Origin of the sequence: Kineosporia sp. A_224 (genome assembly GCF_002198655.1) — a bacterium.
GTDB lineage: Bacteria > Actinomycetota > Actinomycetes > Actinomycetales > Kineosporiaceae > R-H-3.
The window spans coordinates 110,335-129,439 of record NZ_MWLN01000199.1 but is presented as its reverse complement, the minus strand read 5'-3'; the positions used below and the strand labels follow the sequence as shown (position 1 = coordinate 129,439).

Genomic DNA, 19,105 nt, shown 5'->3' with positions numbered 1-19,105 from the left:
CGGAGTGGACGGTGGCCCGCAGCTGGGGCCGCAAGAGCACCGACCTCCTCGACGCGTGGCTGGAGACGGTTCCGGTCATCGGCTACGACGAGGAGGTCGCCCGGATCTGGGGCCGGCTGTCCGCCGCCACCCGCCGCGCCGGCCGACCGCGACCGGTCAACGACATGTGGAACGCGGCGTGCTGCCTCTTCGAGGGCCGGCCGCTCGCGACGTTGAACGTCAAGGACTACCAGGACTTCGTCGACCATCATGGGCTGGTCCTTCTGGGAGCTGGCTGAGCGGCCCTCAACCCGCAGACTCCGGGCCGACGCTAGCTGTCGATCGTGGACAACCGCCATTGGCCTGCCGATTCGTGCCCAGTCGACTCGTCTGAATATGGTCGATTGGCATCCCCACGGCGAGGTCTTGAGTCCGTTCTAGTATCCATGTCTGACGCGACGGTCACTGCTCCCTGCGATGACCACAAGGCGCTGGCTTCTATGTCGGCCGCGGTGAACTGTCCGGTCGGAGTCAAGAGACTGCCGTTGACAGCCAACGTTCGGTCACGGTCATCGGGATCATCTGCGCCCGGTCCTTGACGCCCTCGACTAGCGCGATCATGCTGGCCACACCTGGAGGAGGGCTACAGATGCGCAATCCACGTAGGCGCCGGTCAATTCTTGCTGCACTCTTGTCGGTTGTGACGTTGAGCCTGGCGCCCGCTCCGGCACTCGCCGCGCAGGACAACATGTTCCATACCCCGAACACCAATTGGAATTGCGCGGATGGCTCTCTCTTCTGTCGGACGGACAATGCGACATTGGTGTGGTTCGACGAGGCAACTATCTCAGCAACGGGACGTTCAAACATTAACTCAGTGCTCGAAGGACAATTTGAACCAACTGTACTCACGGTGAACTTCACGAGTTCGCCAGTGTATACAGGGTCGGCCGAAACCGACATAATCTATAGGCAGGGAACATTACAGGGTGGCCTTATCGGACTAACGATCTGCGACGACGCCATCTCGTCGACGCAGTGCGATCAGGAGTACGTCACTTTCTCCATGAGCACACCGTTCCTGACGCTTATCTGCCACGAGTCTGGGCACGCCGTAGGGCTCGTACACGGTGATAATGCGAGCCCCGCCATGGGGAATCAGGACTCTTCACTGCAGTGCCTGCGCAAGAGTATCGACTCGACCATGCCGGCGGCACTCGGGCTCCTTAACGTTGGGCAGATCAACGGCACATACTAAGGCGATCCAGACTGCTTGAGGAAGGATCATGTGTGACATGGGCCGTGCCGTTCGCCGTCGCGGGATGTCCCTGCGGAACAGGCCGAAATCAGGGTGGACAACGATGAGAAGAGTTCAGATCGCTTGGGTGTCGGGCCTGGCGGTAAGCCTTGCGCTCGCAGTGCTTTCCTTCGCCGTGATCCACCGCGGCAATGACACTCGCGACTTGCCCCCGGTGGTCTACGCCGACGGGGCGACGCTCTATCCCTCCGATACGTTGGAGGATCTTGTGAGGCATGCGGATGCAGTGCTGCTTGTCACTGCCGTGACAGCAAAGGAAGAGACCGATCCGGCTCCTCCCGCGCGTGTCGCAGCGGGTGAACTCTGGATCTATCGGGTGATCAGTTTTGAGGTAGCGGAAACTCTTTGGCGGCGTCCCGACGCTGCCGCACCTCCCCTGCAATTCGATGCAGTTTGGGCTGGTTGGGTCACGCACAACGGCAAACGCAGTAAGTTGGTGGTCGATGGGTCGACTTGGGTGGAGATTGGGCAGAACTATCTGATGCCGGTGACCCGAGACTCCACCGGAAGAATCGTCCCAGACATGCCATACGCAGTCTTCCCGGTGTCGTCGGGCATAGTGACTCCGGCGGAGCGTCAAGACACGGAATTGGCCAAGTTGTGGGCAGGTCGGTCCGTAGAGGCTGCTTCCGCCGACATTGAGGCGGCGGAGCCGAAGGTGGCTGTTGTTGGCGGAGGGACGAACTGATTGAAGCCTTCATGACTTGAATGTTCGTTGGTCGGGCGGACTCGAGTAGCCCGAAACAGTGCCGATGACTTTCGAGTGGGCGGCGACGTCCGGGTCGTTCTGGTTGGGCTGGCTCGTCGGGCGTTCCTCGCCTGGTCTTGGTCTAACAGGTGGGAGCTGGCGGCAAGGGGGGCGGTTCATCCCCTTGCCGTCAGGCGGGAGGTACCTCCGTCGGGGAGGCTCGCCGAGCAACTCCCACCCACCTCGAGGACTCGGCCACGCGCAGGTGCGGTGAGCACCTTCCCGGCACCGACCGGAACCTGGGGGTTGTCGGGGTTCGGCGGTGGTACCGGAAGGTGAGTCGCGAGACTGAGGCGATCGGCCCCGCGCGTCACACGAACGGGACCCGATGACATGTCCCGCGCGGGCCGAACGAAAGCCTGCCTGGCTCTGACCGGTTGGTCGCTACCCTCCCCGTCGTGAGCTTTCGGACGGGAAGGAGCCAGGCAGTGGTCCGCAGCTTCGACCCCGGAAATAATCGGGCTCTATTGACGTTTCCGTGGGTGGTCGGTGGCGTCGGAGACGGGTGCACGCCGTTCCCGGCCTAGGTTTCTGGCTTGTCTAGGGTCAGTCACCTGTGAGCGAGGAACGGCGTGCGTCGAGCAAGCCTATGGGGCGCCCTGTTGGGCGTCGAGAACACCGTGGTCGAGGACGTCGAGTACGACCAGGGGGACGACGTGGTCGTGGTTCATGTCCGACCGCGACGAGGTGCCCGTGGTCGGTGCGGGCGGTGCGGGGCGCGGGCTGCCTGGTTCGACCGGGGTGAGGGCCGGCGCCGCTGGCGGGGTCTGGACTGGGGCACCACCCGGGTGTTCCTGGAGGCCGACGCACCGCGGGTGAACTGCCGCCAGCACGGACCGACCGTGCGTCAGGTGCCCTGGGCCCGGCACGGCGCCGGCCACACGTACGGGTTCGACCAGCAGGTCGCCTGGCTGGCCACGCAGTGCTCCAAGACCGCGGTCACGCAGCTGGCGCGGATCGCGTGGCGGACGGTCGGTTCGATCATCAGCCGGGTCTGGGCCGACACCACCGCCGGGTTGGACCTGTTCGACGGGCTGCGCCGGATCGGGATCGACGAGATCTCCTACAAGCGCAACTACAAGTACCTGACCGTGGTCGTCGACCACGACACCGGACGGCTGGTGTGGGTCGCCGCCGGCCGCGACCAGGCCACCCTGCGGGCGTTCTTCGACGCCCTCGGCCCCGAGCGCTGCGCCCTGCTCACCCACGTCAGCGCCGACGGCGCGAACTGGATCGGTGACGTCGTCACGCAACGGTGCCCGAACGCGGTCCGCTGCGCCGACCCGTTCCACGTCGTCCGGTGGGCCACCCAAGCCCTCGACGAGGTCCGCCGCGAGGCGTGGAACGCCGCCCGCGACGACGCCCGCGCCCGCCGCGCCCGGCGCGCGGCCGGCCTGCGGGTGGAGGCCGCCGGGCACGCGAAAGCGTTGAAGGGCGCCCGGTTCGCGCTCTGGAAGAACCCCGAGCACCTCACCACCCGGCAACAAGCCAAGCTCGACTGGATCACCAAGGCCGAACCCCGCCTGCACCGCGCCTACCTGCTCAAGGAAGGACTACGGCTGGTGTTCCAACTGCCCTTCGACGAGGCCGTCCCCGCCCTCGACGCCTGGATCAGCTGGGCCCGCCGCTGCCGGATCCCACGCTTCGTCAAACTCCAGCGGACCATCGTCGAGCACCGCGACACGATCCTCGCCTCGATCGAGCACCACCTGTCCAACGGACTCATCGAGTCCGTCAACACAAAGATCCGACTCATCACCCGGATGGCGTTCGGCTTCGCCAGCCCCGACGCCCTCATCGCCCTGGCCATGCTCAACCTCGGCGGCCACCGCCCCGCACTTCCCGGCCGGACATGACCCACGGATCAGTCAGCAGAGCCTGAAATCGGCTGGGGTGTCCTCGACGCGCCGGAGCTGCCGGGCGGCTGCAGGGTCCACTGGTCCGTGTAAAGGATGGACGGCTACCGCCAGCTGCAGGCCGGTGAGGCTGTCACCGTGGAGTGGGAAGCTGGCGAACAGTACGGCTACCGCCGCTACCAGGCTCTGAGCGCCGTCCTCTGACCCATCTTCGTCGACAGGCCGCTACCGCTCCCTGCCACCACATCGAGTCCCACCGCGCGCGCCGGCCCGGAGCGGAGCGGGAGGGCAAGGCGCGGCGCCGGCGGCCGCGGAGCGGCCGCCCTTGATATGTCATTGGCAGATTCAGCAACAGCGCCTCCTTCCGTTGTGTCCTGCGTCGGGTGATGTGCGACAGGTGAGCGTCAGGTGATGCGCGACAGTGGTTCATGATCGGCCAGTCTGGCCAGTCGTCTCCGTGGGACGTCTGGGCTGGAGGGGCCGGGATTGGCACTGGTCGTGTTGTCGATGGTCGAGCAGCGGTTGGACGCTGTCCGGGCGGTGTTGGCCGGAGCGGCAGTGACGGAGGTCGCTGAGTCGGTCGGGGTGTCCCGGTCCACGCTGCACCGGTGGGTGGGCAGGTATCTGACCTCGCAGCTGCCGGGGCTGGCCGACCGGTCGCATCGGCCGAAGTCGTGCCCGCATCAGGTGTCACCAGAGGTGGAGGCGACGGTCGCGGAGATGCGACGCGCCCATCCGCGGTGGGGGTCGACCCGGATCCGGCTCGAGCTGCTCCGCAAGCCGGTGGCCGGCGTCGTGGTGCCGTCAGAGCGGACGATCGACCGGATCCTGTACCGGCAGGGGCTGCTGGTCCATCGTCCCCGGAAGCGTCCGCGGTCGTCCTACACGCGGTTCGAGCGCCCGGAGCCGATGCAGCTGTGGGGCATCGACATCGTCGACGGCGTCGAGCTGGTCGATGTGCGGACCGGCGAGGTCCGGGTCGTGAAGGTGGTGACCGGGGTCGATGACCATTCCCGGTACTGCGTGATGGCCTCGGTCGTGGAACGAGCGACCGGTCGTGCCGTGTGTCTGGCGTTCGCGACGGCGCTGGCCCGGTTCGGTGTCCCGGCAGAGGTGATCACCGACAACGGGAAGCAGTTCACCGACCGGTTTGGTAAGGGCGGGGAGGTGCTGTTCGACAAGATCTGCCGGCACAACGGGATCAGCCACCGGCTGACCCAGCCCGCGTCGCCGAACCAGAACGGCAAGGTGGAGAGGTTCCACGGCACTCTCGGCCCGGACTTCCTCACCGACGCGGGACCGTTCACCAGCATTGTCGAGGCCCAGGCCGCAGTCGATGCGTGGGTCCGGGAGTACAACCACGACCGCCCGCACCAAGGCCTCGACAACCGGGTCCCCGTGGTGCCTGCGGACCGGTTCCGACCACGACCGGACACCGAGCGGGACGTGGTGCCGCTGTGGGTTCCCGACGCGTTGACCCCGACTCCCGCCGTTCCGACTCTGCCGGGTGATGACCCTTCGGCTCCGGTGGCTGCCTTGCCGACGACAGCGAAGTCGCTGCCGCTCGGACAGACGGATGGACCGGGCTACCGGGTCTCTCCGGTGTGGTCGGGCGGTCCGGTCGAGTTCGACCGGGTCGTGCCTGCCAGCGGGAACCTGTTCGTCGCCGGTCGCCAGTTCTGGCTCGGCCCGCTCCGCGCGGGCAAGACCGTCAAGTTCTGGGCGGACACGGACATGCTGCACCTGTCCATCAACGGCGCCCGGGTGAAGACCCTGCGCTCTCACCTGTCCGTCAACGACCTGGCCCGGCTGGCCGCCCAGGGCGCGTGGCCAGCCGGTCCACCGCCCCTGCCGTCCTCGGATCCGAGCACGACGGCGGTCGAGGTGGAACGCTGCGTGGGCCGCAACGGTCGGGTCCTGCTCGGCGGGCACTCGATCGCCGCCGCGGAGATCCTGGCCGGCCGCTCGATCGGGATCCGCATCGAGGGCTCCACGCTGTCATTCTTCGACGTCCACACCCGAGAGCTACTACGTACCCGCCCCAACCCCCTGACCGTCCAGCAAGCCCGAGCACTTCGGGGCGCGCGACCCGCCGGCCCCCCGCCGCGACCGGACACTGAACCGGTCCGGGTGCAGCGTCGCGCCTCGAACAGCGGCGTCGTCATGGTCGTCGGGCAGAAGGTCGCCCTCGGCCGCGTCCATGCCGGTAAGACGGTCACCATCGCCATTTCGGAGAACACCTTGGCGATCGAGCTCAACGACGGCGAAGTCCACATCGTGCGACGCACCACGACCGACGCGGTGCGGAACCACAAGCCGCAGCATCCGGCTGCCCGACCCCGACAACGCCCCCGCCGCCCTCTGACGTAGCCGTTGCGCTCCGCTTCGATGAAAGGGCTCACACGCTCTGGCCGCCCGAGGCGCCGAGCGATACTAAGCCGGTGACCGAGCGCGACGCCGATGAGATGTTCCAGCAGCTGCCGTGGCCCTTCACCGACAACAGGTTCCCGCACGGCCTGGGTGCAGTTGTCCAACGGACGGTGCTCTCAGGGCAGTCCCCAGCACGATTGGTGATCCACGACTCGGACAACAACTGGCTCGTAGGCGACGGGCGGACTGACCCCAACCAACCGAACGCCTGCGTAGCTACGCACATCGCGCACGCCGTAGCCCTGAACTCGAGCCTCAAGGACCTTGCCGACCTCGCCCCCGGCTGGATGGCAGAACGGCCAGGGCCAGGACAGCCCTGGGAGCGAAGCCCGCACCACTACCTTCCCGACCAAGGCTGACGCACCTCCGGGACTGCGACCGCGTCTACTCATCCGTCTGCCGGCCGTCTAGCCTCGTCGTGCCGGCCGCGGACGGCATCCTCAGCTTCCTAGGACACCTGTCGCACATCAGGTGACGGGAATCTGGCGCACCTCTACTGACGGATCACACGCCTCCTTCCGTTGTCCGCCTCCTTCCGTGTCCTCCTTCCGCCTCCGGAGTCAAGGAGTCGGGGAGGATTCGCTTCGTGACCGGTGAGCCGAGGTATCTGGACGACCGCATCCTGTTGCCGTTTCGGGATGAGCGGATCGAGTCCGTAACGTCGGACTTTCGGCTCGTGCTGTCGGTCGGATCGGTGTCCGAGCTCGTGATCGAGACGGCGGCCACGTTGTCTCATGGCCCGTTGCAGGCGCCGGGTGCAGTGCGCATCCCCATCGAGCCATCGAGTGGAGACACCGGTCCGGCTGCCGACTTGGTAGGGACGACCGTGCTCTCATCCGTCGCCTTCCGATCGGGGAGTCTTCGACTCGTCTTCTCTTCCGGCGTTCACGTCTACGTGCCCGTCTCTCAGGACTATGAGGCGTGGGGTGTCACAGGTCCAGGTGCGTTCCGGTGCATCTCTCTGCCCGGCGGTGGCCTGGGAGTCTGGTCCTGAACGGTTCTGCCCGCTGACTACCGCTTCCCGGTTGTCGGTGGGGTGTGGCAGAGTGGGTTTCACGGTGATCCGCTGAGTGCCACTCAACGAATCCGCCGGCGGGATGGTTGCCACTCGCCGAAGTCGACGCCTCGGCCCCTAGGGGCCGGCCAGGGTCACCGTCTACGACACTCTCCTCGTTCACTTGTGCGCATTGGCGCTGGTCGTTCGGCTGGACACGAGCGACCATTCCGTTGCCTACCAACGTGTCGCAGCGGTTCTGACTGTTCGGCCATCCCACAGGCTGGGCGTGTCGGGGTGTGGTCCAGCATCCCCGGCACGCCCTCTGTCGTGTCAGGGGTGGATGAGCATGACCGTCGTCCTCGATGCTTCGAGCCGCGCCGTCGCGGTCGGTGCTGTGCCGGTCGATCCGCTGGCGCTGGCGGGTCTCGCCTCGGGGTGGGTGCGTCCCGGCTCCCGGCTGGACCGTGCTCGGCAGCCTCGTGCGGCGCAGGTGCTCCGCAAGGTCGCTGTCGAGTTCGGGGTCTGCGTCCGGCCGGTCCTGCTCCGCCGGGTCGACCTCGACACCGGAGCCACAGAGGTGGTCGAGCAGCCCTGCGGCTCCACCCGGCAGACGGTGTGCCCGCCCTGCGCGAAGAAGGCCCGTGCACTGCGCGCGGCACAGTGCCGGGAGGGTTGGCACCTGGACGTCGAGCCCGACCTGGCACCGCCCAGCACCTCGCGGAGTTCGGCAACGGGGCCGACGGGAGCCTGTTCGCGACGACGCACGGAAACCACTACCGCAGCGACTACTACGACGGCCTGTTCCGGCAACGGGTCGCCCTCACCACGCTGCCGGCCGGGACGTCGAGCCATGACCTCCGGCACCACTACGCCTCGCTGCTCCTGGCCGCCGGCGAGTCCGTCGTGGCGGTCGCCGAGCGGCTCGGGCACGAGAACGCCGGCCTCGTCTTGAGCACCTACGGTCACCTCATGCCGGACTCCGAGGACCGCACGCGCCGGGCTGTCGACGACGCGTGGTGTGCCCCCGGTGTGCCCCCGGCCGAGGATCAGGCCGTCTGACCTGCGCAGATGCACCGCTTCCGGCAGTAGAACCAGAACTGCGGCTGCTCGGTCATGGACGGCAGGCTAGGCGACCCTCGACCGCCCCGCCAGGACGTGCGGTCCGCCTCCGGCTTGTCCGTATGCCGAGCCTCCCGGACCACTAGCGTCACAAGATGCGAACCCCCGTGCTCCTGGCAGCGCTCACCGTCGGCCTCCTGACCGCGTGCGGCGGTGCGAGCAGCACGTCGGCCGCACCCGCCGCCTCGTCCGCCCCGGCGGCGGCCTCGTCGTCCGCGGCGCAGCCCGGCGCGGGCGACGCCGGGGCGGGAGCCAAGTACGCGCCCGTCGTCTGCAAGGCACTCAAGAACACGCTCGCCGGGCTCGAGGGCCAGGACGCCGTCGACGCCGGCTACCAGGCGCAGATGGTGCTGACGATGACGAGCACCGACGTCCCGCCCGCCGAGCTGAAGAGCGCGATGGACGACGCCGCGGTGGGCGCGCTCTGCCCGGACGACTACAAGACCTTCCTCGAGAAGGCGAACATCACGTCGCTGAGCAGCCTCTGAGGGGCGGGCTCAGCGCAGCAGGCTGACGACCGGCGGCAGGTCGCCCGAGCGCAGCCCGTCGAGCACGAGCCGCTCGTGCGGGACGACGTCCGCCGGCAGCGCGTCGAGGTCGAACCACTGCATGGCAGCACATTTCGTGGGCTCGAGCACGGTCGGCTCCCCGGCCCACCGGGTCACCTCGAAGAAGAAGTCGCAGCGCTGCTCGACCGGCGGGCCGCCGACCTCGACCCGGTGCAGCGTCGTCAGCGCACGCAGGTCGCCGGCGTCGATCGTGACGCCGGCCCCCTCGCGCGCCTCCCGGACGGCGGCCTCCTGCGCCGACTCGTACGGGTCGACGTGCCCGGCGAGACTGGCCCAGAACCCGTCCATGTAGCCGGTGTCCCGCCGCAGCTGGAGGAGCACCTCGTCGCCGCGGCGCAGGACGACGTACGACGCCGCGACGAGCAGGCTTCGACCGGTCAGGACATCGGGCGGGGTCATGACCGGCGACCCTACCGACGCGACGCGGGCACCGTCCCCACCCGGATCCGGTTGCCGTCGGGGTCCTTGACCTCGAACTCGCGCGCCCACGGGTTGTCGTGGATGTGCGTGACGCCGCAGGCCGCGGCGACGGCGTCCACGTCAGGCACGTAGAGGTAGACGAGCGTGTCCGGACGGGCGTCACCGCGGTGCTCGGACAGGTGCAGCCGGGCGGCCTCCCCGCCCCGGATCCCGATGTACCAGGGCATCCCCGGCTCGAACTGGTGGCGGAACTCCTCGGTGAACCCGAGGCGCCGGTACCACTCGGCGGAGGCCTCGGCGTCGGTGACGCGGAGAACGGCTACGGCGCGGGCGTCGTCCATGGCGCCATTCTGCTCACTGCCGGCCGAGGAAGCCCGTTGGTTGCCAGAGCTCGCGCTCGGCCCGAACGCGCGCGAACGCGACGGTCAGGCACCCGGCGATGCCCCCGAAGAGCGCCACCGTGAGCAGGAGCCAGGACGTGCGATGCGGCTGCCCCGGGTCCAACCGGTCGACGTTGACATCGAGGAACCACATCAGTGCGCCGGCGGCCACGAACAGCCCCGCGGCCTGGCGGGAGCGCACCGTCCCGGGGCCCCGCCACAGCATCACGACGCCGGCGACGATGATGACCACCCCGAACGTCGAGACCCAGTCCCATGCGTCACTGCTGTGCCAGTGCGACCAGACCCGCCCGAAGAACACGAGACCGCCCACCGCCCAGGGCAGCACGACCCACCAGCGCGTCGCACGACCGGGAGTCGTCTGCACGCGAGCCTCGTCCACGGGGAGATCATGGCACGACGGAGTATCTTGACATCAAGACATCACCGAAGGAGGCCGCCATGACCCGGGACGCCGTCGTCCACCACGTCCAGCTCGCCTGCCCGCCCGGCACCGAGGACGCGCTGCGCGCCTTCTACCTCGGCGTCCTCGGCTTCGAGGAGGTGCCGAAGCCGCCCGCCCTCGCCGCCCGAGGCGGCTGCTGGTTCCGGCGGGACGGCGTCGAGCTGCATCTGGGCGTGGAGGCGGACTTCCGGCCGGCGCGCAAGGCGCACCCGGGGCTCCTCGTCGGCGACCTCGACGCCTGGGCCGCCCGGCTCGAGGAGGCGGGCGCACCGGTGACGTTCGACGACGACTTCCCCGGGATGCGGCGGTTCTACACCGAGGACCCGAACGGCAACCGGATCGAGGTTCTCACCCCGACGGGCTGAGGATGCATCACCGCCCGGCGACGGCATCTCGATCTGCGCACGGGCATCTGCACTGAAATGGTGGTGGGGATGACCACCGACACCCGCGCGACCCGCTCCCGTCTGCCCGCCCTGACCTGGACGACCGTGGTCCCGCCGCTCGCGGTCGTCGTCCTCGCCCTCACCTGGGGCCGAAAGTTCGACGGCACCACAGGGGCCGTCGTCGTGACGCTCGTCGCGGTCGTCCTCGGTGCGGCCGTGCTCGCCGCCGTCCACCACGCCGAGGTCGTCGCGCACCGGGTCGGCGAGCCGTTCGGGTCGCTCGTGCTCGCCGTCGCCGTGACGGTCATCGAGGTCGCGCTCATCCTCACGCTCATGATCTCCGGCGGGCCGGAGACCCAGTCCCTCGCCCGGGACACCGTCTTCGCCGCCGTGATGATCACCGTCAACGGCATCGTCGGCGTCTCCCTGCTCGTCGGGGCGCTGCGCCACGGCATCCCGGCGTTCAACGCCGAGGGCACCGGCGGCGCGCTCGCGACCGTCGTGACGCTCGCGACGCTCTGCCTCGTCCTCCCCACCTTCACGACGAGCCGGCCCGGCCCGGAGCTCTCGTCCGGCCAGCTCGTGTTCGCGGCCATCGCCTCGCTCACCCTCTGGATCGCGTTCGTGCTCACCCAGACGGTGCGGCACCGCGACTTCTTCCTCCCCGTGGCCACGGACGGCTCGGGCACCCTCGACGAGGACGTCCACGCCGACCCGCCGACGAACCGGACGGCGTACATCAGCCTCGGGCTGCTCCTCGCCTCGCTCGTCGCGGTCGTCGGGCTCGCGAAGGTCGAGTCGCCGGCGATCGAGAAGGCCGTCGCGGGCGTCGGGTTCCCGCCGTCGTTCGTCGGCGTCGTCATCGCCCTGCTCGTCCTCCTGCCCGAGACCCTGGCGGCCGTCCGGGCGGCGCAGCGCGAGCGGATCCAGATCAGCCTCAACCTCGCGCTCGGCTCGGCGATGGCGAGCATCGGCCTGACGATCCCGGCGATCGCCGTGGCCTCGATCTGGCTCGACGGCCCGCTCCTGCTCGGCCTCGACCCGACCCAGATCACCCTGCTCGCGGTGACCATCGTCGCGGCGGTGCTCACCGTCGTCCCGGGCCGGGCGACCCGGCTGCAGGCCGCCGTCCACCTCGTGCTGCTCGCCGCGTTCCTGTTCCTCGCCGTCAGCCCCTGATCCGCGAGGCCCGGGACGCGTCAGAACCAGGTCTGCCGCGGGTCGGGCGGCGAGTACTCGCGCCCGCAGCGCCGGCACTGGTGGAACACGGCCGAGGCCCCGCCGACGTCCGGGTTGCGCCGGTAGGCCCAGTCGTGGAGCCCGAACCGGCAGCGCACCCGCGCCACCGATCGGCGCAGCCCGCTCCGCAGCCGGTCGGCCGCGGTGATCCGGTCGGCACGGGGCAGCGGGGGGCGGCCCGTGGACGGCGCGGGCTGGTCGGGCTCGGAGGGCGGCGGGTGGGCCACGGGCCACAGGGTCGCCCCGTCACACATCCCCGTCAAGGCGAGCCGCCGACGCGAGTCACGGGCGCACCGACCGTAGACTCGACGCCATGTCCACGACCACCGGCGGCTCCGTCGCGCCCATCGGCACCCTCGAGCCCGGGCAGGTCAGCCCCCGGCGCCCCGTCCCGGCGTCCATCCCCCGGCCCGAGTACGTGGACAGGCCCTCCCCCGCCCGCTACACCGGCCCGGAGGTCAAGGACGCCGCGACGATCGCGGCGATGCGCGAGGCGGGCCGGCTCGCGGCCCGTGCGATGGCCGAGGTCGCGAAGGCGATCACCCCCGGTGTGACGACCGACGAGCTCGACCGGATCGGCCACGAGTACCTCCTCGACCACCACGCGTACCCGTCGACGCTCGGCTACCGCAGCTTCCCGAAGTCGTTGTGCACCAGCGTCAACGAGGTCATCTGCCACGGGATCCCGGACTCGACCGTCCTGCAGGACGGCGACATCGTCAACATCGACATCACCGCCTTCCTCACCGTCGACGGCCTCGGCGTGCACGGCGACACCGACGCGACCTACCTCGTCGGCGACGTCGACGAGGAGTCCCGGCTGCTCGTCGAGCGCACGCACGAGGCGATGATGCGCGGCATCAAGGCGATCGCCCCGGGGCGGCAGGTGAACGTCATCGGCCGGGTCATCGAGGCGTACGCGAAGCGCTTCGGGTACGGCGTCGTGCGCGACTTCACCGGCCACGGCATCGGGACGGCGTTCCACTCGGGCCTCGTCGTCCCGCACTACGACGCGGCCCCGGACCACGCGACGGTCATCGAGCCCGGCATGACCTTCACCGTCGAGCCGATGCTGACGCTCGGCACCTTCGAGTGGGACATGTGGGCCGACGGCTGGACCGTCGTCACCAAGGACCGCAAGCGGTCCGCGCAGTTCGAGCACACGGTGCTCGTCACCGAGACCGGCGCCGAGATCCTCACCCTGCCCTGAGGTCCGGCCGCTCCCCCGGCGGTTCGAGCACCGAGCGCATCCACGCGCCGCACGACGTCGCGTCCGTGTGCTCGCACACCGCGACGTGCCGCAGGACATCGGCCGCGACCCGGAGCAGCTCGATCCGCCCGAGCACCTCGGGCAGCTTCTCCGCCGCGAACCGGGCCCGCGCGGCGGGGTCGGGCGCGTCGAGGACGAGCCGCACCTCGTCCATCGTGCAGCCGAGGCCCTGGCACATCCGCACCATCTCCAGGCGCGGCAGGTCGTCCGGGCCGTAGCGGCGGTGGCCGTTGTCGAGCCGGTGGGCGGGGAGCAGCCCCTCGTCGTCCCAGTACCGCAGCGTCGTCGGGGGCACGCCGCTGCGGGCGGCGAACGCCGCCACGGTCCAGGGCAGGTCGGGGACGGCGTCGGGCTCGGTCACGGGACCTCCTCGGGCACGGCTTGACTTCGAGTCAACTCGAAGGTGTGCCCTGGCTGCAAGCCCGCCGAGCAGCGGCGGCCCGCACCCACCTGGAGCAGCCATGACCGGCACCACCCACCAGATCACCGTCCTCGGCGCGACCGGCAAGGTCGGCTCCCTGGTCGCCCGGCGCGCCCTGGCCCGCGGCGTCCGCGTCGTCGCCCTGGTCCGCGACCCGGCCCGGCTGCCCGCGGACCTCGCCGCCGCCCCCGGCCTCACCGTCGTCCGCGGCACCCTCGACGACGGTGCGGCGATGCGGACGGCGCTCGACGGCAGCACGGCCGTCGTCAGCGCGGTCGGCGTCCGGTACCGCGCGGGCAACCCGTTCAAGGGCCTCGACGGCCCCGCGGACGTCGTCCCGACCGCGGTGTCGGCGGTCCTGGCCGCCGCCCCCGGGGCGCCGCGGCTCGTCCTGCTGAGCGCCTTCGGCGCGGGCGACAGCCGCCCGGCGCTCCCCGCGGTCTTCCGCCTCGTCGTCCGGCTCAGCGCCCTGCGGCACTCGTACGAGAACCTCGACCGTGCCGAGCGGCTCGCCCTCGCCGGGCACCTGCCCGTCACCGTCGTCCGCGCCGTGACACTCACGGACGCCCCGGGCACCGGTCTGCCCGCCGACGCGACCGGTCGCCCGCTGCGCGGCAACCCCAGGGTCTCCCGGGAGGACGTCGCCGACCTGCTGGTCGCCACGGCCCTGTCGGACGGCGCGGGCAGCCGGGTGCTCGTCGCCGCATCGTGACCGCGGGACGTCCGCACCGCGCCGGCCGGCCCGCGGTGGCGTTGGCTGGTGGGGTGGCCGGCCCGGGACGCCACGCCGGCGCCCGACCGCGGCCACGGGAAGCGGGATGACCATGAGGCGCATCGGGATCGCCCTCGCACTGATCGTCGGCGCGCTCGCGCTCACCGCCTGCGCGGCCGGCCCGAACACGGCCTCGGTCGCCGGACCGGACGCCGCGGGCTTCTGGCTCGGGCTGTGGCACGGGTTCATCAGCCCGGTGACGTTCGTCGTCTCGCTGTTCAAGGACGGCGTGGGCATCTACGAGGTGCGCAACAACGGCGGCTGGTACGACTTCGGCTTCATGGTCGGGGTGTCCATGATCTTCGGCAGCTCCGGCCGCGGCGGCGGCGCGGCCCGGCGCCGCCGCCGCGCCTGACCGTCCGCACGGCTGACCATCCGCACGGCCGATCCGCCCGCACGACCGATCCGCCCGCACGACCCTGGGCACGCGACGTCCGCTCTGGCAGCATCGCCGCGTGACCGCTCCCCTGCCCCTGCACGTCGACCGCACGCCCGGCAGCGACCTCGCCACGGACGTCGTCGTCGACCTCTCGCTCGAGGTGCTCGAGGCCGACCCGTACCCGACGTACGCCTGGCTGCGCGAGAACGCGCCCGTCGCGTACGTGCCCGCGTCGGGCCGGGTGCTCGTCACCACGTACGCGCTGTGCGAGCAGGCCGGGGTGGACGACACCGTCTTCGAACCGGCGAAGGGCATCTTCAACGACGTCTACGGCGAGCCGAACGTCATCAGCCTCAACGGGTCCGCGCACCGGGACCTGCGCAACGCGATCAACCCGCCGTTCCGGCCGCGCGCCGTCGCCGGGTACCGGGAGACCCTGCTGCGCGCGACCGCGGCACGGTACGTCGACGCCGTCGCGCCGCTCGGGCGCTGCGAGGCGACGTCCGCCCTCCTGGAGCCGATCAGCCAGCGCGCCGTGGGCGACGTCCTCGGGTTCACGGACGTCGACGACGCGACCCTGGGCCGCTGGTTCCACGACTACGCCGCCTACCTCGTCGACTTCGGCCGCAGCTCCGACGTCGCCGAGCGCGGACGCCGGGCGAAGACGGACCTGCTCGCGTACCTCGACGGGCGGCTCGGCGCGCTCGCCGCCGCCCCGGACGGCAGCGCGCTGTCGCACATGCTCCACGACGGGCTGCCGGAGGGGCAGGTCCGCCCTGTCGAGGACCTCATCGGCAGCATCGGCGTGCTCGTGGTCGGCGGGTTCCAGGAGCCCGCGCACGGCGCCGCGAACACCCTGCTCGGCGTCCTCGGGCGGCCCGACGCCGCGCCGGGGGCGGGCGGTCAGGCCGACCGGCTGCGCACCGACCCGGCGGCCTGGGTCGCACGCTGCGTCGAGGAGGGGCTGCGCTGGCTGTCGCCCTTCGGGATCACCGAGAAGGTGACGGTGTCGGACGCCGTCCTCGGCGGCCTGCGGTTCCCGGCCGGCACCGAGGTCGGGCTGATGATCGGCTCGGCCAACCGGGATCCTGAGCGGTGGCCCGACCGCCCCGACGAGTTCGACCTCGACCGCCCGGCCCGGACGCACGTCGCGTTCGGCTACGGCACGCACTTCTGCATCGGGAACTCGGTCGCCAAGGTGCTCGGCCAGGTCGTGCTCGAGGAGATGTTCGCCCGGCTGCCCAACCTGCGTCTCGACCCGGACGTCGAGCCCGTCGTGCACGGCTGGGCGACCCGCGGGGCGACGACGCTGCCGCTGGCGTGGGACGCGTGAGCGCCCTGCCTGGTGGCGGTGCCGGCCGGACGGCGGTGGCGGACGTCGACACGTCGGCGTCGGTCGGGACGGTCGTCTCCGCCGAGCTCGACGGGCTGCCCGTGACGGTCGTCCGGCACGAGGGCGGGTGGGTCGCGGTCGACGACGAGTGCACCCACGCGGCGTGCCCGTTCGGTGCCGACGGCGAGGTCTTCGACGGGTATGTGCTGGCCTGTAACTGTCACGGGAGCGAGTTCGACCTGCGGACCGGCGAGGTGCTGCTCGGGCCGGCCGAGCGGGCGTTGACGGTGCGGCCGCTCGCGGTGCTCGAGGGACGACTGGTTGTTGCGGACGTGGACGCGACAGAGCGACCGTAGCCGACCCGTTGCGGGGCGATCTCGTTACGTCGCAACCATTCTCATTCGAACCCATGTTCGATTCCTGGCTCGATCTGCGCTAGGATCGGATCATGACGGTGAGGCTTTCGACCAAGGTCGGCGATGTGATCGACGTCGCCGACGACGACCTGCCGGTCGACCCGCTCGGTGGCGAGATCCGTTGGAGTGCAGCGGATCTGGCGGCCTGCCCCGGAGCGGACGAGGAACTGCAGCGGGCGCTCGCCGACGCTCACGCGGAGCGGCTGGTCGACGAGTGGTGGGTGGATCCGGTTGCGGCGCAGCAGGACTGGGACGCAGAGCTCGCCGAGCTGTACGCGCAGATCGCCGCGGACGACCGGCGGGACGCGGTCGATCGGCGGGCGGCACTCGACGGGTCGCCCGGGCTCGAGTCGCTCGCAGCGGCATTGGAGGTGCTTGGCGGAGCGCAGGCGTGGACCGCGCAGCAGGCTGCCGTGGAGGGGTTCGTCGACGTGCTGCAGGACGCGTCGCTCTCCGGCGCCGCGGCCCTGCGCCGGCTGGAGAACTGCACACTCTGGTTGCAGGTCGCCCACGCCGAGCGGATCGTCACCGCCCGGACCGGGAACACCCCGTCGCTGCCCCGCAAGGCCCGGTCGGGGCGCACGCAGATGGACCACGAGGACGCCCTGGTCGATGGCTCCGTCGCCGTGGAGATCGCCTGTGCTGCCGGGATCACGCTGAGCAGGGCCGACTACCTCGTCGAGGCTGCCCAGGCCATGATCATCGACGAGAAGCTGCCGCTCACCGCGCAGGCGCTGCAGGCGGGCCGGGTGGACTGGCCCCGGCTGCGTCTCGTCCTGGGCCGTACCCGGGCCCTGACACCCGAGGCCGCACAAGCGGTGGAGGCCCTCGTGTACGCGACGCCGGGTGTGCTGGACGGCGGCACCCACCGGTTCGAGAAGGCCCTCACCGCTGCGGTCCTCGCGGTCGACGCCGACGCCGAGGCCAAGCGCCGCGAGCGCAACCGCAAGGGCCGCCGGGTCAGCATCCAGACCACCGACGACGGCGCCGCCCTGTTCACCGCGGTCGGCCCCGGTGAGGCGATCACCGCCGCCTACAACGGCCTCGACGCCGCCGCCCGCTACCTGAGAGCCAACGGCGACCCGCGGACCCTGGACCAGCTCCGGCACGACCTGTTCGTCACCGGCTGCACCAGCGGCTACCTCCCGGTCCCCGCCGACGTCCTCCCGGTCCCGGCCGGCTGCGTCCCGACCGACACCAGTGCGCCGACGGCCGCCACGCCCGCCGCCGCCGCCGACCCGAACGGCAGCACCGACGAGCCGTCCGCGCCGGAGTGGTTCACCACGACCTGGCCGGACGTCCACGTCAGCGTGAACGTCACCGTCTCCGCCGAGACCCTCATGGGGCTGGTGAACGACCCCGGCACCCTGCAGGGCTACGGCCCGATCCCCGCCGACGCTGTCCGCGACCTCGTCACGAACGGCGTCTTCCGGTGCCTGGTCGTCGACGGCGAGCACGGCACCGTCCTCGGGGTCGGGAAGAACACCTTCAGCCCGGGGTACGTCGCGAGCGAACGACTGAAGCTGTTGGTGGAGCACGCGTTCCCGACCTGCACCGCTCCGCTGTGCAGCAAGGCGTCCTGGCGCTGCGACGCGGACCACCAGAAGCCCTTCGCAGAAGGCGGACCCACGTGTGAGTGCAATATCCGCCCGCTCTGCCGCGCGTGCCATCGGCTCAAGACCGCCGGGCTGCTCATCCCCGAACAACGGGACAACCCCGGCGACCCACCCGGCACGACCACCTGGACCACCCGCACCGGACGCGCCTACACCGCGCTCCCTCACGTCCCGCTGCCCCGCACCCACCTCCCGCACGCTTGCCCGCCCGAGGCACCGCCCGCGGAGGACGAGCCGCCACCGTTCTAGCGCTCCGCGTCAGACGGCACGTCTGGCTCACCGGGGAGCAGGCGACCCGCATACGGCACGATCACCGCATGGACCATGACGTCCGGCCTGCCCTGAGTCTCGACGACGGCCAACCCCGCCAGCTTCCTGAGCGCCTGGTACGGACCACCGGACCGTGGTCCTGCCCCCGTCGACCCCGGCTCCACGATGCCCGCAGAGGTCGTGCGCTGGCAGCTGACCGTCGCCTGCTGGGACGCGACCGCCGCCCGGCAGAACACCATTCCCACCGACGCCGAGCACACCGGCGATGTCCTCCTGATCGGTGTCGAGAACCAGGGTGTCTGGCTGTGGGGTCTGAGAGACCAGATGGTCGTGGAGCGGGAGAACGAGGCTCACGCGCTGTGGACGTCGACGGGAGAGTCGCTCCTGGAGTATCTGTGGCACTTCCTCCTGTTCGAGACGGTGCTGACGTCCGACCGCTGCCTGGTGGTCAACGACGCGACCCTGGACCAGCACCGGCGCTTCTTCGACGGCTGGGAACGCCTGATGGTCAAGCCGTGGCGCTGGCCCGGACCGCTCCACGCCCTCTGGTACCGCGACGGGGCACTGGCTCTCAGCTTCGCCGAGGAGCTCCCGGGCGACCTCGTCGGACCCGACACCACCGTCGCGATCCTCGTCGCAGGCCGCACCGGCGAGGCGTTGGCGCGCATCGACCGACTCGATCTCCCCTGGGACGTCGACTCCGCGAAGGATTGAAAGGGCC

General features: G+C 70.5%; 22 protein-coding genes and 1 pseudogene. 18 read left to right on the top strand and 5 right to left on the bottom strand.

Features of this window, described 5'->3' with window-relative positions:
* The first annotated feature begins 11 nt into the window (after nucleotides 1-11).
* From EDJALFJO_RS23635 to EDJALFJO_RS23605, 9 genes and pseudogenes are all read left to right on the top strand, one after another.
* Complete coding sequence (locus tag EDJALFJO_RS23635; RefSeq protein WP_198950578.1) at nucleotides 12-278, top strand: hypothetical protein; 267 nt, start codon at nucleotides 12-14, stop codon at nucleotides 276-278.
* A 1,062-nt stretch (nucleotides 279-1,340) separates the two neighbouring features.
* Nucleotides 1,341-1,985: a hypothetical protein gene (locus EDJALFJO_RS33700; protein ID WP_143448739.1), complete on the top strand. Its 645-nt coding sequence runs from the start codon at nucleotides 1,341-1,343 to the stop codon at nucleotides 1,983-1,985.
* A gap of 632 nt (nucleotides 1,986-2,617) precedes the next feature.
* A complete protein-coding gene (locus tag EDJALFJO_RS23625) occupies nucleotides 2,618-3,901 on the top strand; it encodes an ISL3 family transposase (RefSeq protein ID WP_088288765.1) in 1,284 nt (427 codons plus the stop codon).
* Between the two features lie 486 nt (nucleotides 3,902-4,387).
* Nucleotides 4,388-6,271, top strand: coding sequence for an IS481 family transposase (locus EDJALFJO_RS23620; protein ID WP_088288764.1), 1,884 nt, complete (start codon nucleotides 4,388-4,390; stop codon nucleotides 6,269-6,271).
* Between the two features lie 71 nt (nucleotides 6,272-6,342).
* The gene (locus EDJALFJO_RS33690; protein WP_143448738.1) at nucleotides 6,343-6,690 is read left to right on the top strand and encodes a hypothetical protein; all 348 of its coding nucleotides are present in this window, start codon (nucleotides 6,343-6,345) and stop codon (nucleotides 6,688-6,690) included.
* Nucleotides 6,691-6,917: 227 nt separating this feature from the next.
* The gene (locus EDJALFJO_RS23615) at nucleotides 6,918-7,325 is read left to right on the top strand and encodes a DUF6188 family protein (protein WP_088288763.1); all 408 of its coding nucleotides are present in this window, start codon (nucleotides 6,918-6,920) and stop codon (nucleotides 7,323-7,325) included.
* A 343-nt stretch (nucleotides 7,326-7,668) separates the two neighbouring features.
* Nucleotides 7,669-8,127: pseudogene (locus tag EDJALFJO_RS36555) on the top strand (replication initiator); the annotation flags it as partial.
* Nucleotides 8,076-8,387 (top strand): tyrosine-type recombinase/integrase, encoded by a 312-nt coding sequence (locus tag EDJALFJO_RS35165; protein ID WP_369812574.1) that lies wholly within the window; start codon nucleotides 8,076-8,078, stop codon nucleotides 8,385-8,387. The pseudogene EDJALFJO_RS36555 and the gene EDJALFJO_RS35165, both read left to right, overlap by 52 nt.
* A 155-nt stretch (nucleotides 8,388-8,542) precedes the next feature.
* Nucleotides 8,543-8,935 (top strand): hypothetical protein, encoded by a 393-nt coding sequence (locus tag EDJALFJO_RS23605; RefSeq protein ID WP_143448737.1) that lies wholly within the window; start codon nucleotides 8,543-8,545, stop codon nucleotides 8,933-8,935.
* Between the two features lie 9 nt (nucleotides 8,936-8,944).
* Here the strand turns inward: EDJALFJO_RS23605 and EDJALFJO_RS23600 are convergent, their stop codons facing one another.
* From EDJALFJO_RS23600 to EDJALFJO_RS23590, 3 genes are read right to left on the bottom strand one after another with little or no spacing between them, the layout of a single operon-like run.
* Complete coding sequence (locus tag EDJALFJO_RS23600) at nucleotides 8,945-9,415, bottom strand: NUDIX domain-containing protein (RefSeq protein WP_088288761.1); 471 nt, start codon at nucleotides 9,413-9,415, stop codon at nucleotides 8,945-8,947.
* Nucleotides 9,416-9,426: 11 nt separating this feature from the next.
* The gene (locus EDJALFJO_RS23595; RefSeq protein ID WP_088288760.1) at nucleotides 9,427-9,777 is read right to left on the bottom strand and encodes a glyoxalase/bleomycin resistance/extradiol dioxygenase family protein; all 351 of its coding nucleotides are present in this window, start codon (nucleotides 9,775-9,777) and stop codon (nucleotides 9,427-9,429) included.
* A 13-nt stretch (nucleotides 9,778-9,790) separates the two neighbouring features.
* Nucleotides 9,791-10,219, bottom strand: a complete 429-nt coding sequence (locus EDJALFJO_RS23590) for a hypothetical protein (RefSeq protein WP_088288759.1) — start codon at nucleotides 10,217-10,219, stop codon at nucleotides 9,791-9,793.
* Between the two features lie 59 nt (nucleotides 10,220-10,278).
* On the opposite strand from EDJALFJO_RS23590, the gene EDJALFJO_RS23585 reads away from it, so the two are divergent.
* Nucleotides 10,279-10,647, top strand: a complete 369-nt coding sequence (locus tag EDJALFJO_RS23585) for a VOC family protein (RefSeq protein WP_088288758.1) — start codon at nucleotides 10,279-10,281, stop codon at nucleotides 10,645-10,647.
* A gap of 69 nt (nucleotides 10,648-10,716) precedes the next feature.
* Nucleotides 10,717-11,847, top strand: coding sequence for a calcium:proton antiporter (locus EDJALFJO_RS23580; protein ID WP_088288757.1), 1,131 nt, complete (start codon nucleotides 10,717-10,719; stop codon nucleotides 11,845-11,847).
* Nucleotides 11,848-11,867: 20 nt separating this feature from the next.
* On the opposite strand, the gene EDJALFJO_RS23575 is transcribed toward EDJALFJO_RS23580, so the two are convergent.
* Nucleotides 11,868-12,134, bottom strand: a complete 267-nt coding sequence (locus tag EDJALFJO_RS23575) for a hypothetical protein (protein ID WP_088288756.1) — start codon at nucleotides 12,132-12,134, stop codon at nucleotides 11,868-11,870.
* Nucleotides 12,135-12,220: 86 nt separating this feature from the next.
* Between EDJALFJO_RS23575 and map the strand changes: the two genes are divergently transcribed.
* Nucleotides 12,221-13,117 carry a type I methionyl aminopeptidase gene (map, locus tag EDJALFJO_RS23570; RefSeq protein ID WP_088288755.1) on the top strand — a complete coding sequence of 299 codons (897 nt, stop codon included), beginning with the start codon at nucleotides 12,221-12,223 and terminating at the stop codon, nucleotides 13,115-13,117.
* Here map and EDJALFJO_RS23565 read toward each other — a convergent pair.
* The gene (locus EDJALFJO_RS23565) at nucleotides 13,104-13,538 is read right to left on the bottom strand and encodes a MerR family transcriptional regulator (RefSeq protein ID WP_158220543.1); all 435 of its coding nucleotides are present in this window, start codon (nucleotides 13,536-13,538) and stop codon (nucleotides 13,104-13,106) included. The two genes, map and EDJALFJO_RS23565, sit on opposite strands and share 14 nt — an antisense overlap.
* 100 nt (nucleotides 13,539-13,638) lie before the next feature.
* On the opposite strand from EDJALFJO_RS23565, the gene EDJALFJO_RS23560 reads away from it, so the two are divergent.
* From EDJALFJO_RS23560 to EDJALFJO_RS23530, 6 genes are all read left to right on the top strand, one after another.
* Nucleotides 13,639-14,310, top strand: a complete 672-nt coding sequence (locus tag EDJALFJO_RS23560; RefSeq protein WP_088288753.1) for an NAD(P)-dependent oxidoreductase — start codon at nucleotides 13,639-13,641, stop codon at nucleotides 14,308-14,310.
* 106 nt (nucleotides 14,311-14,416) lie between these two features.
* Nucleotides 14,417-14,725 carry a hypothetical protein gene (locus tag EDJALFJO_RS23555; protein WP_088288752.1) on the top strand — a complete coding sequence of 103 codons (309 nt, stop codon included), beginning with the start codon at nucleotides 14,417-14,419 and terminating at the stop codon, nucleotides 14,723-14,725.
* Between the two features lie 100 nt (nucleotides 14,726-14,825).
* Complete coding sequence (locus EDJALFJO_RS23550; protein WP_088288751.1) at nucleotides 14,826-16,082, top strand: cytochrome P450; 1,257 nt, start codon at nucleotides 14,826-14,828, stop codon at nucleotides 16,080-16,082.
* A complete protein-coding gene (locus EDJALFJO_RS34520) occupies nucleotides 16,079-16,438 on the top strand; it encodes a Rieske 2Fe-2S domain-containing protein (protein ID WP_158220542.1) in 360 nt (119 codons plus the stop codon). Before EDJALFJO_RS23550 ends, EDJALFJO_RS34520 begins: the two co-directional genes overlap by 4 nt.
* Nucleotides 16,439-16,530: 92 nt before the next feature.
* A complete protein-coding gene (locus EDJALFJO_RS23540; protein ID WP_088288749.1) occupies nucleotides 16,531-18,363 on the top strand; it encodes an HNH endonuclease signature motif containing protein in 1,833 nt (610 codons plus the stop codon).
* A gap of 201 nt (nucleotides 18,364-18,564) precedes the next feature.
* A complete protein-coding gene (locus EDJALFJO_RS23530; protein WP_143448733.1) occupies nucleotides 18,565-19,098 on the top strand; it encodes a hypothetical protein in 534 nt (177 codons plus the stop codon).
* The last annotated feature ends 7 nt before the right edge of the window (nucleotides 19,099-19,105 follow it).

What these genes read in the sequence shown, in the direction of transcription:
- EDJALFJO_RS33700 (WP_143448739.1), top strand. Translation starts at nt 1,341, where the DNA reads ATGAGAAGAGTTCAGATCGCTTGGGTGTCGGGCCTGGCGGTAAGCCTT.
- EDJALFJO_RS23605 (WP_143448737.1), top strand. Translation starts at nt 8,543, where the DNA reads ATGCGAACCCCCGTGCTCCTGGCAGCGCTCACCGTCGGCCTCCTGACC.
- EDJALFJO_RS23600 (WP_088288761.1), bottom strand. Translation starts at nt 9,415, where the DNA reads ATGACCCCGCCCGATGTCCTGACCGGTCGAAGCCTGCTCGTCGCGGCG.
- EDJALFJO_RS23595 (WP_088288760.1), bottom strand. Translation starts at nt 9,777, where the DNA reads ATGGACGACGCCCGCGCCGTAGCCGTTCTCCGCGTCACCGACGCCGAG.
- EDJALFJO_RS23585 (WP_088288758.1), top strand. Translation starts at nt 10,279, where the DNA reads ATGACCCGGGACGCCGTCGTCCACCACGTCCAGCTCGCCTGCCCGCCC.
- EDJALFJO_RS23580 (WP_088288757.1), top strand. Translation starts at nt 10,717, where the DNA reads ATGACCACCGACACCCGCGCGACCCGCTCCCGTCTGCCCGCCCTGACC.
- map (WP_088288755.1), top strand. Translation starts at nt 12,221, where the DNA reads ATGTCCACGACCACCGGCGGCTCCGTCGCGCCCATCGGCACCCTCGAG.
- EDJALFJO_RS23560 (WP_088288753.1), top strand. Translation starts at nt 13,639, where the DNA reads ATGACCGGCACCACCCACCAGATCACCGTCCTCGGCGCGACCGGCAAG.
- EDJALFJO_RS23555 (WP_088288752.1), top strand. Translation starts at nt 14,417, where the DNA reads ATGACCATGAGGCGCATCGGGATCGCCCTCGCACTGATCGTCGGCGCG.
- EDJALFJO_RS23540 (WP_088288749.1), top strand. Translation starts at nt 16,531, where the DNA reads ATGACGGTGAGGCTTTCGACCAAGGTCGGCGATGTGATCGACGTCGCC.